General features: G+C 58.1%; 11 protein-coding genes. 4 read left to right on the plus strand and 7 right to left on the minus strand.

Going from position 1 to position 14,957, the window contains the following annotated elements; genetic code table 11:
* Window positions 1–18 precede the first annotated feature (18 nt).
* Window positions 19–882, minus strand: a complete 864-nt coding sequence (locus L4G42_RS00585) for an alpha/beta hydrolase (RefSeq protein WP_237252241.1) — start codon at window positions 880–882, stop codon at window positions 19–21.
* Window positions 883–1,439: 557 nt separating this feature from the next.
* Between L4G42_RS00585 and L4G42_RS00590 the strand changes: the two genes are divergently transcribed.
* Window positions 1,440–3,281 (plus strand): potassium transporter Kup, encoded by a 1,842-nt coding sequence (locus L4G42_RS00590; protein ID WP_237252278.1) that lies wholly within the window; start codon window positions 1,440–1,442, stop codon window positions 3,279–3,281.
* A gap of 84 nt (window positions 3,282–3,365) precedes the next feature.
* Window positions 3,366–4,349 carry a magnesium and cobalt transport protein CorA gene (locus L4G42_RS00595; protein ID WP_237252242.1) on the plus strand — a complete coding sequence of 328 codons (984 nt, stop codon included), beginning with the start codon at window positions 3,366–3,368 and terminating at the stop codon, window positions 4,347–4,349.
* Between the two features lie 378 nt (window positions 4,350–4,727).
* Here L4G42_RS00595 and L4G42_RS00600 read toward each other — a convergent pair whose 3' ends face one another.
* Entirely contained in the window at window positions 4,728–5,972 is a 1,245-nt protein-coding gene (locus tag L4G42_RS00600) for a porin (protein WP_237252243.1), read from the minus strand.
* Window positions 5,973–6,285: 313 nt separating this feature from the next.
* On the opposite strand from L4G42_RS00600, the gene glgX reads away from it, so the two are divergent.
* Window positions 6,286–8,505 carry a glycogen debranching protein GlgX gene (gene glgX / locus L4G42_RS00605; RefSeq protein WP_237252244.1) on the plus strand — a complete coding sequence of 740 codons (2,220 nt, stop codon included), beginning with the start codon at window positions 6,286–6,288 and terminating at the stop codon, window positions 8,503–8,505.
* A 203-nt stretch (window positions 8,506–8,708) separates the two neighbouring features.
* On the opposite strand, the gene L4G42_RS00610 is transcribed toward glgX, so the two are convergent.
* Both L4G42_RS00610 and L4G42_RS00615 read right to left on the minus strand, forming a co-directional pair.
* Window positions 8,709–9,887, minus strand: a complete 1,179-nt coding sequence (locus L4G42_RS00610) for an MFS transporter (RefSeq protein ID WP_336885871.1) — start codon at window positions 9,885–9,887, stop codon at window positions 8,709–8,711.
* A gap of 308 nt (window positions 9,888–10,195) precedes the next feature.
* Window positions 10,196–11,125 (minus strand): LysR family transcriptional regulator, encoded by a 930-nt coding sequence (locus tag L4G42_RS00615; RefSeq protein WP_237252246.1) that lies wholly within the window; start codon window positions 11,123–11,125, stop codon window positions 10,196–10,198.
* Window positions 11,126–11,335: 210 nt separating this feature from the next.
* On the opposite strand from L4G42_RS00615, the gene L4G42_RS00620 reads away from it, so the two are divergent.
* The gene (locus tag L4G42_RS00620; protein WP_237252247.1) at window positions 11,336–12,319 is read left to right on the plus strand and encodes an amidohydrolase family protein; all 984 of its coding nucleotides are present in this window, start codon (window positions 11,336–11,338) and stop codon (window positions 12,317–12,319) included.
* Window positions 12,320–12,359: 40 nt separating this feature from the next.
* On the opposite strand, the gene cysC is transcribed toward L4G42_RS00620, so the two are convergent.
* Genes cysC through L4G42_RS00635 form a run of 3 tightly spaced genes read right to left on the minus strand, consistent with a single transcriptional unit; the run spans window position 12,360 to window position 14,944 of the window.
* On the minus strand, window positions 12,360–12,965 hold the full coding sequence (gene cysC, locus L4G42_RS00625; RefSeq protein WP_237252248.1) for an adenylyl-sulfate kinase: 606 nt from the start codon (window positions 12,963–12,965) through the stop codon (window positions 12,360–12,362).
* Window positions 12,966–12,990: 25 nt separating this feature from the next.
* Window positions 12,991–13,773: a class I SAM-dependent methyltransferase gene (locus tag L4G42_RS00630; protein ID WP_237252249.1), complete on the minus strand. Its 783-nt coding sequence runs from the start codon at window positions 13,771–13,773 to the stop codon at window positions 12,991–12,993.
* Window positions 13,742–14,944, minus strand: coding sequence for a hypothetical protein (locus L4G42_RS00635; RefSeq protein WP_237252250.1), 1,203 nt, complete (start codon window positions 14,942–14,944; stop codon window positions 13,742–13,744). The genes L4G42_RS00630 and L4G42_RS00635 overlap by 32 nt, the downstream gene beginning before the upstream one ends.
* Between the last annotated feature and the right edge of the window lie 13 nt (window positions 14,945–14,957).

Consider the following 14,957-nt stretch of genomic DNA (forward strand, 5'->3'; position numbering starts at 1 on the left):
AGCCACTCGATCCAATGCTCATCGCGCGGTGAAAAATGCCTTGAGTGCGCTAGCCAGTTCAGCTGAATTTTCCTCAGCCATATGATGGCCACTGTCTATTCCTGCGCCTGTGACTTTCTGCTCCGCCCACGGCTGCCACACGGAGAGTACATCGCCATAGAGGTCCTCCAGATCGTCCTTCAACGACCAGATAACATGAAGCGGGCATTGAAGTTTGCGCCCGGCATGCCGGTCTTCTCTGTCATGCAGGTAATCCAGTTCGATGCCCGAGCGGTAATCGCCCAACATCCCGATCACGGTCGCAGGATCATGAATCGCGGCCTGAAAGTCTTCATAATTCTCAAGCCCCATTGCCTCTGCGCAGCCCCCATACCAAGCCTTGGGATCCGCGAGAATAGCCTGCTCCGGCTTGTCTGACTGGGCGTAGAAAAACCAGTGCCACCCATCGGTAGCAAACTGCACCTGACTCCGTTCAAGGGCTTCCAGAATAGGCACGCCGTCCAGGATCGCCAACTTCAGCACCCTGGACGAATGATCCAGCGCGGTACGAAAAGCGGTGTAGCTGCCGCGGTCATGACCTGCCAGGTAAAACGTGTCGAACCCAAGCCTGTCCATCAAAGCGACACAGTCACGCCCTTTCGCTCTCTTTGAAAACGCCTCGTAGTCATGGGGATCCGCTGGCTTGATGGACTTCCCAAAGCCCCTCAGGTCAGGGCAGACCACCGTAAATGATTTCGCAAGCAGTGGCGCAACTTGATGCCAGGTCGTGTGGGTGCGCGGATGACCATGAAGCAGCAGTAACGGAGGCCCCGAGCCACCGTAGCGGACCCGCAATGTCGCCTCAGCCAACTCAATCATCTCAAGGTGGAAACCTTCGAACATCTTCACATCCTCGATGTGCGCTTTCGGCTATAGACGATAGCCCACTGCGATTCAGGCGATGAGCAAGATCCGTGGGATTCACATAAGCGTTCAATCCCATAAGCTTTGGTATCACGAGTGTCTGCCCCAGGTTCGATAGCTGCCAACCGCGCACTCGCCAGCGCATCTTGAATTCGAGGGGCGGACTCGGCTCCGGCGCTGCGGCCGCAATGCGTCGACAAGACACGATGACCCGGCGGCGAAACACTCTGATCCCAAGAAAAGTCCCGCCAGAATTTTTACGGTTTTTTTACGGCGCACGGTGTGTCCATACCGATAATGGGCAAATATTTTCCACCCCCTGTCACAGTGCAATAGGGCGACTGTGCAGCTTTAGCCGCCGTCACCTGCCATCTGCGTCGCCAGCCAAGCCTGGCGACATGTGCGACGGCTCCATCCAGTTTGGCTCTGAATCCCATGAAATTGCGCTTCGGCCAGCCCCTTCGAGACGCAAAAAATTGAGTGATAACCGAACGAGTTCTACTGAAACCAATGCGCCAAAAACGTCAGCGGCGGCGATGCTGGTGGCTGCGGTCGGCGTGGTATACGGCGATATCGGAACAAGCCCCCTTTACACGCTCAAAGAGGTCTTCTCAGGTCATTACGGTGTCCAGCCGAACGAAGCCAGTGTGCTGGGCATCCTGTCGCTGATTTTCTGGTCCCTCATCTGGGTAGTGTCGGCCAAATACGTACTGTTCATTCTGCGCGCAGACAATCAGGGCGAAGGCGGAATCATGGCGTTGACGGCATTGGCCCGGCGCTCGGCCGCACACTATCCCCTTCTCGGCAAAACCCTGGTGTTGCTCGGGGTGTTTGGCGCCGCGCTGTTTTATGGCGACAGCATGATCACGCCGGCCATCTCCGTGCTCTCGGCGGTGGAAGGGCTACAGCTCGCTTTTGATGGAATAGAAAACTGGGTAGTGCCGCTGTCAGTTGTGGTCCTGGTCGGCTTGTTCTTGATACAGAAGCACGGTACGGCGCGCCTCGGCGTGCTGTTCGGACCAATAATGGTGCTGTGGTTTACAGTGCTGGGGGCGCTCGGCATCTACGGCATCCTGCAGCGCCCTGAAGTGCTTCATGCATTGAATCCATTCTGGGCGGTCAATTTCTTCGCGGCGAATCCGGGCATCGGCATCACCATACTGGGCGCGGTTGTACTGGCGTTGACGGGCGCTGAGGCGCTGTACGCCGACATGGGGCACTTCGGACGCAAGCCGATTGCGCGCGCCTGGTTCTTGTTGGTACTGCCGGGCCTGGCGCTGAATTACTTTGGGCAGGGCGCGCTTATATTGGGCAACCCGGAGGCTGTGCGAAATCCGTTTTATCTTCTGGCGCCCGAGTGGGCACTGTTGCCAATGGTCGCGCTGTCAACGCTGGCAACGATCATCGCGTCTCAAGCTGTGATTTCCGGCGCATTCTCACTCACCCGCCAAGCCATTCAGCTGGGGTATGTGCCCAGGATGTTCATCCAGCACACTTCAAGTCAGGAACAGGGGCAGATCTACATTGGCGCCGTTAACTGGACGCTGATGGCGGGCGTTGTGCTGCTGGTCATCGGCTTTGAATCGTCCAGTGCCCTGGCGGCCGCTTACGGCGTAGCAGTGACGGGCACGATGCTGATCACCACGATTCTGGCTTCCTCGATCGTGTTGCTGCTCTGGAAAACGCCTCGCTGGTTTGCGATACCCATGTTGTTAGGGTTTTTGCTGGTCGACATTCTTTTCTTCAGTGCCAACGCGGCCAAGATTCTCCAGGGAGGCGCTTTTCCGGTGGTTGCGGGCATCGTTCTGTTCATCCTGATGACGACTTGGAAGAAGGGCCGCAGGATTGTCCTCGAGAGGCTCGACGAAACATCGCTTCAGTTGCCCGCGTTCATCGACAGCATCCGCGCACAGTCCCCCCACCGTGTGCGCGGCACAGCGGTTTTCCTGACAGCCAAGGCCGATGGCGTCCCCCACGCGCTGCTGCACAACCTGCTGCACAACCAGGTGCTTCATGAGCGCGTGGTGTTGCTGACGGTGGTGTCGGAAGACACGCCCAGGGTGTCGCCGGATCGAAGATTTGAAATTCAGGCGATGGGCGAGGGTTTCTACCGAGTCAGTCTGCATTTTGGTTTTATCGAGGAGCCTGATGTCCCGGCAGCATTGAAGCTTTGCCAGCTGCGAGACCTGAGTTTCGATCCGATGAAAACGACCTTTTTCCTCAGTCGCGAAACCGTCATCTCCACCCGTCGTACCGGAATGTCCCGCTGGAGAGAGGGCCTGTTTTCGATTTTGTTGAAGAATGCCAATGGCAATCTGAAGTACTTCAAGCTGCCGCTCAACCGTGTGATTGAGCTTGGAACGCAGGTCGAGATGTGACCCGCGCAATCGATCAACGTGTAGATAGGCCACCGGTCAGGATGATCCGCTGGCACACCAGTGAATTCGCCCTGACGGTGCTCAATGTCTGATCAGCAAGCCAGCATCATTAATTGCGCCGCCTACAAACAGGGACACAAGGCGCAGAGTTTCCCTATTGATGACATCAGCGAGGTCATGAGCCAGCCCGATACATTTGTGTGGGTGGGGCTGCTTGAACCCGATGATGCGCTGCTGACAAAAATGCAGGAAGAGTTCGGCCTTCATGACTTGGCTGTCGAAGACGCCCGTCACGCTCATCAGAGTCCAAAGCTTGAAGAGTATGGAGACACGCTGTTTGTTGTCTTGTATTCGGCCAAACTGGTAAACGGAAAAATAGTGACCGGCGAGACGCATATTTTCATTGGCGCCACGTTCATCCTGTCGGTCAGGCATGGCAATGCATTGAGTTATCGATCTGTCCGCGAACGGTGCGAAGACACGTCCGACAAATTGGCGCAAGGCCCGGGGTATGTGTTGTACGCGCTGATCGATTTCGTCGTCGATCAATACCAGCCTTGCCTGAAGCACCTTCAGAAAGAGTTTCGGCGTCTGGAGGAGGAGTTATTCAGCGTGCTACCGCCCAAGGATAATCTTCAGAGCTTTTATCAGCTGAAAAACGAAATAATGGTGCTGGACGCCGCTGCGGTTCCTTTGGCTGAAATCTGTACGGGGCTACTGAGGTTTCATGGGGATATCATCCCCAAAGAATCCCGTATTTATTACCGTGACATTCTGGATCACGTCGGGGGTATCACGGCAGATTGCAATCGGATGCGAGAGATGATCGCCGCTGCGATGCAGGTGGCGCTGGCGCAAATCACGATTCGTCAGAATGAAGTGGTCAAGAAGCTCGCGGGCTGGGGCGCAATACTCGCTGTGCCCACGATGGTATTCAGCCTGTACGGGATGAACTTCCAAGTCATGCCTGAGCTGGGCTGGAAGTACGGTTATCCGGCGGCGCTCACAGGCGTCATCCTGGGATGTTCGTTTCTCTACCGCAAGCTGCGAAAGGTCGGCTGGATATAGTGCTCCGCTGTTACCGACGATCTTTGGTTCTTTTCGAATAGTGTGCGCCCAACTTTTCAAAGATGAAGGTTGCCAGACCAAATACACCGATCAATAAAATAATCATCATGCCCAAGTCTGAATGATTCATTTCGCCCACCTGCCTTCATTGAAGTGTGCATGCTGAGTTATTTGACGGATAAAACAAGTGGCCGTCAGGTTTCTTTACGGTTTCTTGACTGGGGTTATGTAAGCGAACGATGTCGCAAGGCATCGGGCGGCACTGGACCTCTAGTGACCCGCCCGACGCTTGTTAGCGCACTATAGATTCAGCCCCTTTAAGCGGGTGTACCCCGCTTACGGCAAGCTGCTCTCTACGCCATCGACCCGCGATGCCGGTTAGAACAGCACGCCGGTCTCAGCAAGCACCCGAACCTGATCGTGCTGGGTACCGTCGTCCCCGAAGGTAGAACCCGAGGCGGCATCTTCGGCGCGCACATAAGCGAGCTCACCCCGGACGAAGAAACGACCGTCTTGATAGGTAGGCGTGGCCGTCAGCGACCATGCGTTAGAGTCTGTCCCATACAGCAGGTTTGTCGGCGAACAGTCCGCGTCGGTTGAGCAGTCGCCGCCCTTGCTGTCCAGGTATTCGGCACGGGCGCCAATCGACCAGTGAGTGGAGAAACTGTACTTGGCCAGGAATGCCGCGCCGTAGGTTTCAGCCCCGCGATCTATTCCGGCGTGTGAGTCTTCATCGACCCGGGTGTATTGCAGGTAAGGCGTGAGAGTCAGCGCGCCGTCGGTGTGGGTAAAGATCAGGTTGTAAATCTGGCTGTTGTTCTGAGCGGTGGGGGTTGCAACAGAGGACTTCGAATTGCTGGAGAAATTTCCACCGCCAATCACGCTTAACGTGTTGGCCGCATCAAACGCATAGGAGAACGAGCCCGTCACCCAGTTGTACTTTCCAGAATAGAAACCGTCGTTCACTGACAGGGCGGCATTTATCTTGCCGCTGGAATAGTTGGCCTGCGCGCCACGACTGATGGCGGGTTCCTGATTCCACAGTAATCCGCGCTGGATGTTGATGTTCTGGAAGGTAAAGGTCGACTCAGCACCAATCAGGGTAGGTAGCGACCCGGCCATCACAGAAACTTCCGGGCTGATCACGGCCTTTAGATAACCAACCGGCACGTCACCGTAAAGTCTGTCCACTGTCTTGTCAGACTTGAGGTAGGCGGTACCCAGCGACGGTAGCGAATAAGAACCTGCCTGGAGGTAGAACTGCAGCGGCCCCTCGACACTCTGTACTTCTACCTGAGCATTGCTGACATCTGAAAGCGACGTGGAGTTGCCAGTGTCGGGTGCATCCACCACATGGTTCTGCCAAAGCGCGATTCCCGACAGTTGCCCGCTGACATAGATCTTCCCAAGGGGGCCGGCATCGATAGCAAAGGGGTTGTCATTGGGCTGCAAAGTGCTGGAAAGACTGGGCGCAGACAGCGGCTCCGCTGAAGCGCTGCTCGCTACGAGCACCAAGGCAACCCCGCCGTAGATACGAGGGAATAGTCGGGCGTGTACAGAACTCTTCTGACCCTCGGCGAAACCGTTAACAGAACCCGAATGACGCATGACGCACTGCTTCATAGTGATGCTCTCGATACCTTGAATAAACTGCGAGCAAGCCTACTTATTCGGGCATCAAGTTATCGTTGTCTTTTTTAAAGGCGGCGTAAAAATTCAATAAAAATCAGACTGTTGCCATAGCGGGCAACGTTCAACTTGAACAGACTGATTCCGTTGCCCCTCAATCCACTCATCTTTATTGCACGTCTTCGAGGGCGTTGACGGCTATTGAAGTTGCATCTATTTCAAACGATGCCCGTCCCCGCGCTTCTTCTCTTTAAATAGCGTTCCCGCCCCGACAGGATCGGAAAACGCTAAAACATGAGCCACGTATATGATCGCCAAGACGCCTGAAAACGGTGCCGAAACCAGCGCCTATAACGCTTTCCAGAACCAGACGCATTCACGCGTTCTGGAAGGTCAGCCGTATCCACTGGGAGCCACCTGGGACGGTTCCGGGGTTAATTTCGCGATCTTCTCGGCCCATGCCACCAAGGTCGAACTGTGCCTGTTCGATGCCGAAGGCAAGGAAGAAATCGAGCGGATCGAACTGCCGGAATTCACGAACGAAACCTGGCATGGGTACCTGCCCGATGCACGACCGGGCACCCTTTACGGGTATCGAGTGCAAGGGCCGTACGAGCCGCGCAAGGGTCATCGTTTCAACCATCACAAAATGCTCATCGACCCTTATGCCAAGCAGATCGTCGGTGAGTTGCAGTGGAACGATGCGCTGTTTGGCTACATCATCGGCCACCCCGATGCGGATCTGTCCTTCGACGAGCGCGACAGTGCGCCTTTCATGCCTCGCTGTCGGGTTATTGATCCGGCCTTCACCTGGGGCAACACCCCCAAGCCCAATGTGCCCTGGGCGCGTACCGTTTTTTACGAAACCCATGTGCGCGGCTTCACCCAACAGCATCCCGGCGTGCCAGAAGCGGTGCGCGGAACGTTCGCCGCCTTCCACGAAAGTGACGTGGTCGACTACATAAAGTCACTCGGCGTGACCTCGGTTGAGTTGATGCCTGTCCATTACTTCCTGGATGACCATCACCTGCTTGAGAAAGGTTTGCGCAATTATTGGGGCTACAACACGTTGGCCTTCTTCGCGCCCCATGCCCGCTACATGGCCGGCGCGTCGATCGGCGAATTCAAAGTAATGGTCTCGCGGATGCACAAAGCCGGGCTTGAGGTCATTCTTGACGTGGTTTACAACCACACGGCCGAAGGCAATGAGAGGGGGCCGACGCTGTCCCTCAAGGGCATCGATAACGCCAACTATTACCGCCTGATGCCTGACGATGCGCGCTATTACATCAACGACACAGGTACGGGTAATACGCTGAATATGAGTCACCCGTGTGTATTACAGATGGTCACCGACTCGCTGCGCTATTGGAGCAATGAGATGGGGGTGGACGGCTTTCGCTTTGACCTGGCGACGATACTGGGCCGTGAACCCTACGGCTTTGACGAAGGTGGCGGTTTCCTCGATGCCTGTCGCCAGGACCCAACCCTTAATCACGTCAAATTGATCGCAGAACCCTGGGATTGCGGGCCGGGCGGGTATCAAGTCGGTAATTTCCCGCCAGGGTGGATGGAGTGGAACGACAAGTTTCGCGATATTTCCCGCGCCTTCTGGAAGGGCGATGCGGATCGACTCGGTGATTTCGCCAAAATTTTCCTGGCCTCCGGCGATGAGTTCAACCGACGGGGTCGAGAGCCTGCTTCCTCGGTTAACTTCATCACGGCCCACGATGGGTTCACGCTCCACGACCTGGTGTCCTACAACGACAAGCACAACCAGGCTAACGGTGAAGATAATCGTGACGGCCACTCTGACAATCGCTCATGGAACTGCGGCGTCGAGGGCGGCACGGATGATCCCGAGATCATCGATTTGCGCTACAGACAGATGCGCAATTTGCTCGCCACGCTGTTCCTGGCTCAGGGCACGCCCATGCTGCTGGCCGGGGATGAATTCGCCCGATCTCAACGGGGTAGCAACAACGCTTATTGCCAGGACAGTGAGATAAGTTGGCTCAACTGGGACATCAGTCAGAAAAGCGCTGAACTTCAAGACTTCACGCGGTACCTGATCCATCTTCGCCAGCGTTATCCGCTGCTGCGCCGCAACCGATTCTTCACCGGGGTTTACAACGAACACCTGGACATCAAAGACGTCAGCTGGATGCAACCTAATGGTCAGGAGATGGCCCACGAGCAATGGAGTGACGGCAGCAATCGCTGCATGGGCATTCTGCTCGATGGCCGCGCACAACCTACGGGCATCCGTAAAGCGGGCGGTGAGAACTCCCTGCTGATCATCGTCAACGCCCATTTTGATGTCGTCGACTTCGTTCTGCCCGAGGTACCGCTAGGCCAGCACTGGACGTTGCAACTGGACACCCATCAGCCGGAGCTGGAAGGTGGGGAACAAAGATTTATGTTCGGCGACAGCTATCCAGTCACAGGGCGTTCGACGTTGCTATTTGAACTGTCTATAAACAAGAAAAGGCTGGTGCGCCACGGCGACAACACATCCAGGAAATAGCGGCGTACTGAGCGGAAATCGGTTGATCGGTGATGACTCGGACGGCGGGGCCATACCGGTGGACCGATCTGCGATAGAACGTGTTCATCCGCTGGACTCTGAGTATCTGAGGCACAAGAGCGATATTATCGAGATACATGCTCGTCATATTCCGCCCGGAAGGTCCATCGTCTATCGATAGCGACACACAACCTTTTAGCACCTCAAGAACGAAGTCTCGCCCCGGAGATTCCACGCAGCAAAATCGCAGACGCCACAAACGCCAACGACGCGACCAACACATTCGCAAAATACCCGCTACTCAAGCCATACAGCCAGGCGCTCAACAACCCACCCAGCGTGCCACCCGTTTGATAGACCGCATTGAGCGATGAATTAAGGCTCCCGCGTCGCGAGGCTTGAACCAGCCGCATGGCATCGCCCAGTATCAACGCCAGCATCAGGTCTCGCCCGAACGCGAAGGCCATGTAGGCCGCGCCTTGGGCAAACGGCGAGCCCGCGCCCCATGGGATCACCTGGATCACGGCCGCAATCGCCATCGAGGCGACGGCGCACAAACGCAACGGATTGTTGAATCGACTGGCAAGCCTGGCAGAAAGTATCGCCCCGAAAAGTCCACCGACCTCACCAATGAAGATGACCGAGCCTACGGTATCGACGCCGAATGATGACAGGCCGTGTTGCACGAGCCAGCTCGGATACAGCCCCAGAAACACGTACACGCCAATCGACCAGCAAAAGTATGCCGCCATCAACGGGCGGGTGCCGGGACTGGCCGACAGCGACGTCAATCGCTCCCTGTACATAGCCAAGCTAATTCTGGACGAAGACCGTGAGCCTGGTGGCGTGGTCGGGAAGGTGAACGCCAGTCCGGCAAGGGTGGCGCAAACGACCGCCAGCCCGATGATCGTGACTTGCCAGGACAGCAGCCCCCCGACAACAACACCCATCGAGAGTGAGCACAGAAAGGCAATCGGCGCTGCGGTGGTGACATACCCAGCCGCCCTGGCGCGTTTGGGCTCGGGGACATAGTCCGCCAGGGCGGCGAAAATCGATGCGCCAATCATCGGCATGAACAGCCCTATCGCCGCCCGGCTCAGCACGATCATCGACGCGCTGTGGGATGCCGCGGTGAGCAGTAGCGTTAGGCAGCAAGCAGCCCCACCCATGGTAATGAACAGCTTCCTGCCGAAGCGATCGATGAGAGGGCCTAACGCGAGGTTACTGATCAACGCCACGACCGGAAAAGCAGCCAATATCCACCCGGACTCGCCGGGAGAGAGGTGCAGATCACGCTGAATGAAAGGCAGCAGCGGAATCATCATCACCACGTTGAAGTTGATGATGAAAAACGCTATCCAGAGGATTCCAGTAACAAGCACGTTTACCCCTTATGCGCTTGGGGACCGATAGGCCAACCGATACGTCAGGACGGCATCAGCGGCTGCGACAGTCCGGTAAGGTCCTTCAATACAGCGTCAGGTTTCACGCAGGATTAAGGGGCTCCCCCTCCCGGTCGATCCAGACGCACCGAATGCCCAGTTCCTGACAGACTTTCAAGTCACTGAACGGGCCCATGGCGAAATGGATCGTCTCGTCCTTTGAGACACTCATTACGGCGTGGGCATAGTGGAAAAACTGGAAACGGACTGACCCGGCGGCATGAGTTAAAACTCAGTGTCCGTGCTGTTTAAAGAGTTCCACCGGAATACGCCGTCTGGCAGGTGGAAATGATGATGTCCCTGAGCCTGCGATGGACAGGGTCAGCGTCCATGCGGGGATGCCACAGCGCCGAGACCTTGAAGGCCGGCACGGGTAACGGAAGATCAAAGCGGCCAAGGGTCTGACAGACGGGGCCCGAAGCAGCATCACCCAGGCAGGAGTTCGGCACAATGGCAATCAACTCCGATTGGCGAGCAATCCTCATCGCATCTGGGTATCCCGGCACCACGATGGTGATCCTGCGGCGCAGCCCGATGCGATCGAGTTCGTCATTCAGCGGCTTGATTGCCTGCCCTTCCTGCAACGCTACGACATGACCGCAAGCGGCAAACTGCTCAGGCGTTACCGACTCCTTTTCCAGAAGCGGGTGCCCGATCCGAGCCGCGCCGACGTAGTGATCGTAGAAGAGAAAACGGGTACGAATCTCGGGTGCCGAGGTTCCTATCCGCCCGATCTCCAGGTCAACAAGCCCCTCCCGAAGGGGTTTCGCATCCTTATCGGGCTTCGCTTCGAAACGCAGACAGATGCGTGGCGCTACCTCAAGAACGGCCTTCACCACCGATGCGGACAGCCACTTCATGAACGACTCACTCGCGCGGACGGTAAACGTCAGTTCGACGGACGCCATGTCCACCTGGCTGATTTGCGGCCGCAGAACCGCCAGGGCATCCCGCGTCAACGTGCGCACATGATCCACCAGTTCCAGCGCGCGAGGCGTGGGGACAAGCCCGCGTCCTGCGCGCACCAGCAACGGATCACCCGTCACCATACGCAAGCGTGCCAGCGTCCGGCTCATGGCCGAGTGGCTCAGATTCAAGCGGCGCGCGGCGCTGGTCACACTGCGTTCGGCAAGTAACGCATCCAGCGCCATGAGGAGGTTGAGATCGACATTGCTCATAGGTAAATCCGCTCGGGTGACGATGGCCAGCTATGGCGTCCAGCGCAACTATAGTGTGATTCCTGTGCGTCTACCGCTTTTAGTAGGCCGACTCTATATTCGATCTGACTTCAACGACTTTGGAGCAATGTCCGGGGGTGCGGGGCAAAACGTTTCCATGGGTCTGGATTATCTCGGTCGAACAATTGCGCGGTGAGCGTGGAGAGCAGGATGAAGCTGATAGGCATCGAAGAGCATTTTCTGACGGAAGAAGTACGTGACGCGTGGAGCGCAATCGGCCTTGAGCTGGCCGACCCCAGTGTCGGCTTCCACGCCGGCGCCATCGAAAAACGCCTGGCGAATCTGACGGACGAGCGTCTCGCACTGATGGATGAAACAGGACTTGATGTTCAAGTGCTGTCGCTCACCACGCCAGCGCTTCAGGACCTCGGCCCGGAAAGCGTCGATATCGCGCGCAGGATCAATGACACGGTCGCCATCGCGGTAGCGCGGCATCCCGACCGCTTTCAGGCGCTGGCCACGTTGCCAGTCAGCTCGCCCGAGCAGGCCGCGCTGGAACTGGAACGTTGCGTCACGACCCTGGGTTTCAAAGGGACGATGCTGTGTGGAAGAGTGGGTAACCACAATCTGGACCACAGCTGCTTTCATTCAATCTTCGCCTGCGCTGAAGCACTTGGCGCACCGATACTGCTTCATCCGCGCACACCGCCAGCTGCCGTGCGCGATGCCTATTACTCTGGATTCAACCCCACGCTGGATGCGTGTTTCGCAACCTTTGGTATGGGCTGGCACTACGATGCGGGTCTTCAGTTTCTGCGGCTGATCCTGTCTGGCACCTTTGACCGCTTGCCGAAGCTCCAGATTATTCTCGGCCACTGGGGCGAGCTGGTGTTGTTCTACGCCGAGCGCTTTGCGCGAATGGATCAAGTCGCCGGCCTGGAGCGTCCGATCGAGACGTACTTTCGCGACAACCTGTATGTGACGGCCAGTGGCATGTTTCTCCGCCACTATCTGGAGCGTGCCGTCGAGATCGTGGGCACCGAGCGGTTGCTGTTTTCCACCGACTTTCCTTACCAGTACCGGCCAGGTCGGAATGCGCGAAACTTTGTCGAACAGTGCGGCCTTGACCCAGCAGCGACCGAGGCATTTGCCCATGGCAACTGGACGCGATTGATCAGCGGATTGTCGGCATAAAGAGGTGCGGATGACCACGGTCATCCGCATATCTTTCCCCCTATCCCCGCGCCAACAACCAATCATCAATCATCCTCACCGCCCGCTGCACCTCCACTTCATCACTGCGAATATGCAGCTCCGGAAACTCCGGCGGTTCGTAGGCTGAATCTATCCCGGTAAACCCCGCAATCCCCCCGGCCCGAGCTCTGCGGTACAACCCCTTCGGATCCCGGGCTTCAGCCACCGCCAGCGGCACATCCACAAACACCTCCACAAACCGCGCACTGCCCACAATCGAGCGGGCCAGCTTCCTGGCGGCGCGGGTTGGCGAGATCAACGCAACCATCACCGTCAATCCCGCTTCAACCATCAACGCCGCCACTTCCGCCACGCGCCGCACATTTTCCTCACGATCCTCGGCAGAAAAACTCAAGTCGCGGCACAAGCCGGTGCGCACGGAGTCGCCATCCAGAATGCAGGTCGTCAACCCGCGCGCCTGCAGCACCGGATTGAGGCTGTCGACGATGGTGGATTTCCCCGCCGCCGACAGGCCGGTCAACCAGATGACTGTCGGTCGGGCGGCGGTCGGGGCCGCCCTGGTCCCGGTGAACGGGTACGGCACCAGGTTGTTGTGCTGCGTTGGACCAGATGTGTGGATGATCATGACAATGCTCCTCCTTGAGTCAGCGTCAGGCGTGGGCCTGGTGGATGATGAAGTCCACGTTCATGACGTCGTAGACCGGTTTGAAATCACCATACGCATGGGGGGCGCGGAAACCCGCCGCGCGCAGTTCGTCCTGCAACTGGCGCGGGCGAATCGGGCACACCCGCAGCCGATACTGCGCACCGTCGGCAAAGCGGTAGACGAACTCGCATATCGACTCGTCGAGCTCGCCGAGGGTGACGCTGGCGGTGTCGCCGCAGTAGTAATAGCGCCCTGAAGACGTGAAGCGGCCGGCGAGAATCGCCTCGAAATTGCGCTGATCGACCAGCAGTATCCCGCCGGGTTTGAGCATCTGCCGAAACCGTTTCAGCACGGCGATGCGCGCCTCGCGGTCGAACAGGTGGCACAGCGAGCTGCCGAGGCACAGCACCGCGTCGAACTTGCCCAGTACGCGGGGGTCCAGCGCTTGCCAGTCGTAGCGATGAACCGGCACGCCGACGCCCAGCCGATCGAAGTTGCGCCGGGCGCGATCCACCATGGTCGGGCTGCCGTCACACGCGGTGACGTCGAAGCCGGCATTGTGCAACTGCGCCGCATGAAAGCCGCTGCCGGTGGCGACATCCAGCACACGCCAGGCGCCGGCCTGACGCAGCAGATCGTAGAAGAAGGAGCCCTCGCCAGCCGCGCGTTTGTCCCAGTCGATGAGCTCGTCCCAGCGCTCGACGAAGTCCGCCGCGTATTGGCCGGCGTAGTCGTGATCGGCGATAGCCAGTCGGTCAGCAGGCGAAAGCGCGATGACCGGCGGCATGGGCGGCGACTCCTGTGTGATGGCTGCTGTGGTGCTGAGTGTCCCCGGCGTACGCCAGGTATTTGCTGCCCAACTCCTCCGCCCAGGCTGCGGCGTCGGACACGCGCATTTCGGCCATCGCGAAATTCAATTCGCGCTGCATGACTTGCATCTGCGCCTCGCCAAACACCGCCGTGCCGTCGGCGCGAATCAGTTGGATGCCGTCGAGCCGCTGCCCCGCTTCGTTGACCTGGATCGCTTCTTCGCGCGTCACGCCGTACGGCAGGTCGAGCAGAACCTTGCCCATGCCGACCTTGACCGGATAACCGCCGGGTAAACCCTGAGGGCCGGGACCGTGCACCCGCACTTCATGCTCGGCGTGCAGGTTTTCCAGCACTGTCACCGCTGACATCGCGGTGAGGTATTGCCCCTCGACGCCGCCCAGGCGACTGAATTCACGGGCGACGCAGCCGAAAATAGCCTCCGCCGAGTGTTCGCCGGTGCGCTCCTCGCCGTCAATCCAGTAGGTCAGGTTGAAGCTGGGCTCCAACCGCTGCGGCGGCAAGCCATGGCGAGGCACGCAGTGGCTGAAATAGTGATGCCCGACCAGCTTGGCGCAGACCTGCGTCGGCAGGCAGCCGTACAGATGCGCTATGGCGCTGCGGGTGGCAGGGATCAGGTTGGCGATATTGCCGATGCCAACGTCCGGCGCCATGCCGACCTTGTAGAGAATCGGGTTGACCGCGTCCGGGAACGCCGCATTGACCACCAGACTTTTCGGGCAGGACTGTTTGACGGCTCGCATCAGCGCGTAAGCCGGCGCCAGGTGCATCGGCAGCCAGGGCCCGAGCTGCGCCTGATCGAGAGCAGCAAAGCGCTCGGCCGGCAATTGGGTGATCACCCGCCAGGATTGCAGCGAGGCACAGTTGAGGATGATGTCAGGCCTGATCTTCAACAGCGTTTCAGCGTTGCGGCCGATGCACGCTTCACGCAGGTCCAGGCGATGACTGTGGATCTCGACCGTGACGTTCTGTTGAAGCGCCGCCAGACGGATGAGGTTGCACATCCGGGTGGCCTGCTCGATATTGCGGCTTGCCACGTGGAATTCGAACTGATTGCGCGGCGCCAGAATCTGCAGGGTTTGCAGGCACAGGTTGCCGCCGCCGACGATAAGCAGTTTTTTACGGTGCATGGTGTTCTCCCTG

The sequence above is a fragment of the Pseudomonas petrae genome, from assembly GCF_021728295.1.
In the GTDB taxonomy this organism is placed as follows: Bacteria; Pseudomonadota; Gammaproteobacteria; order Pseudomonadales; family Pseudomonadaceae; genus Aquipseudomonas; species Aquipseudomonas petrae.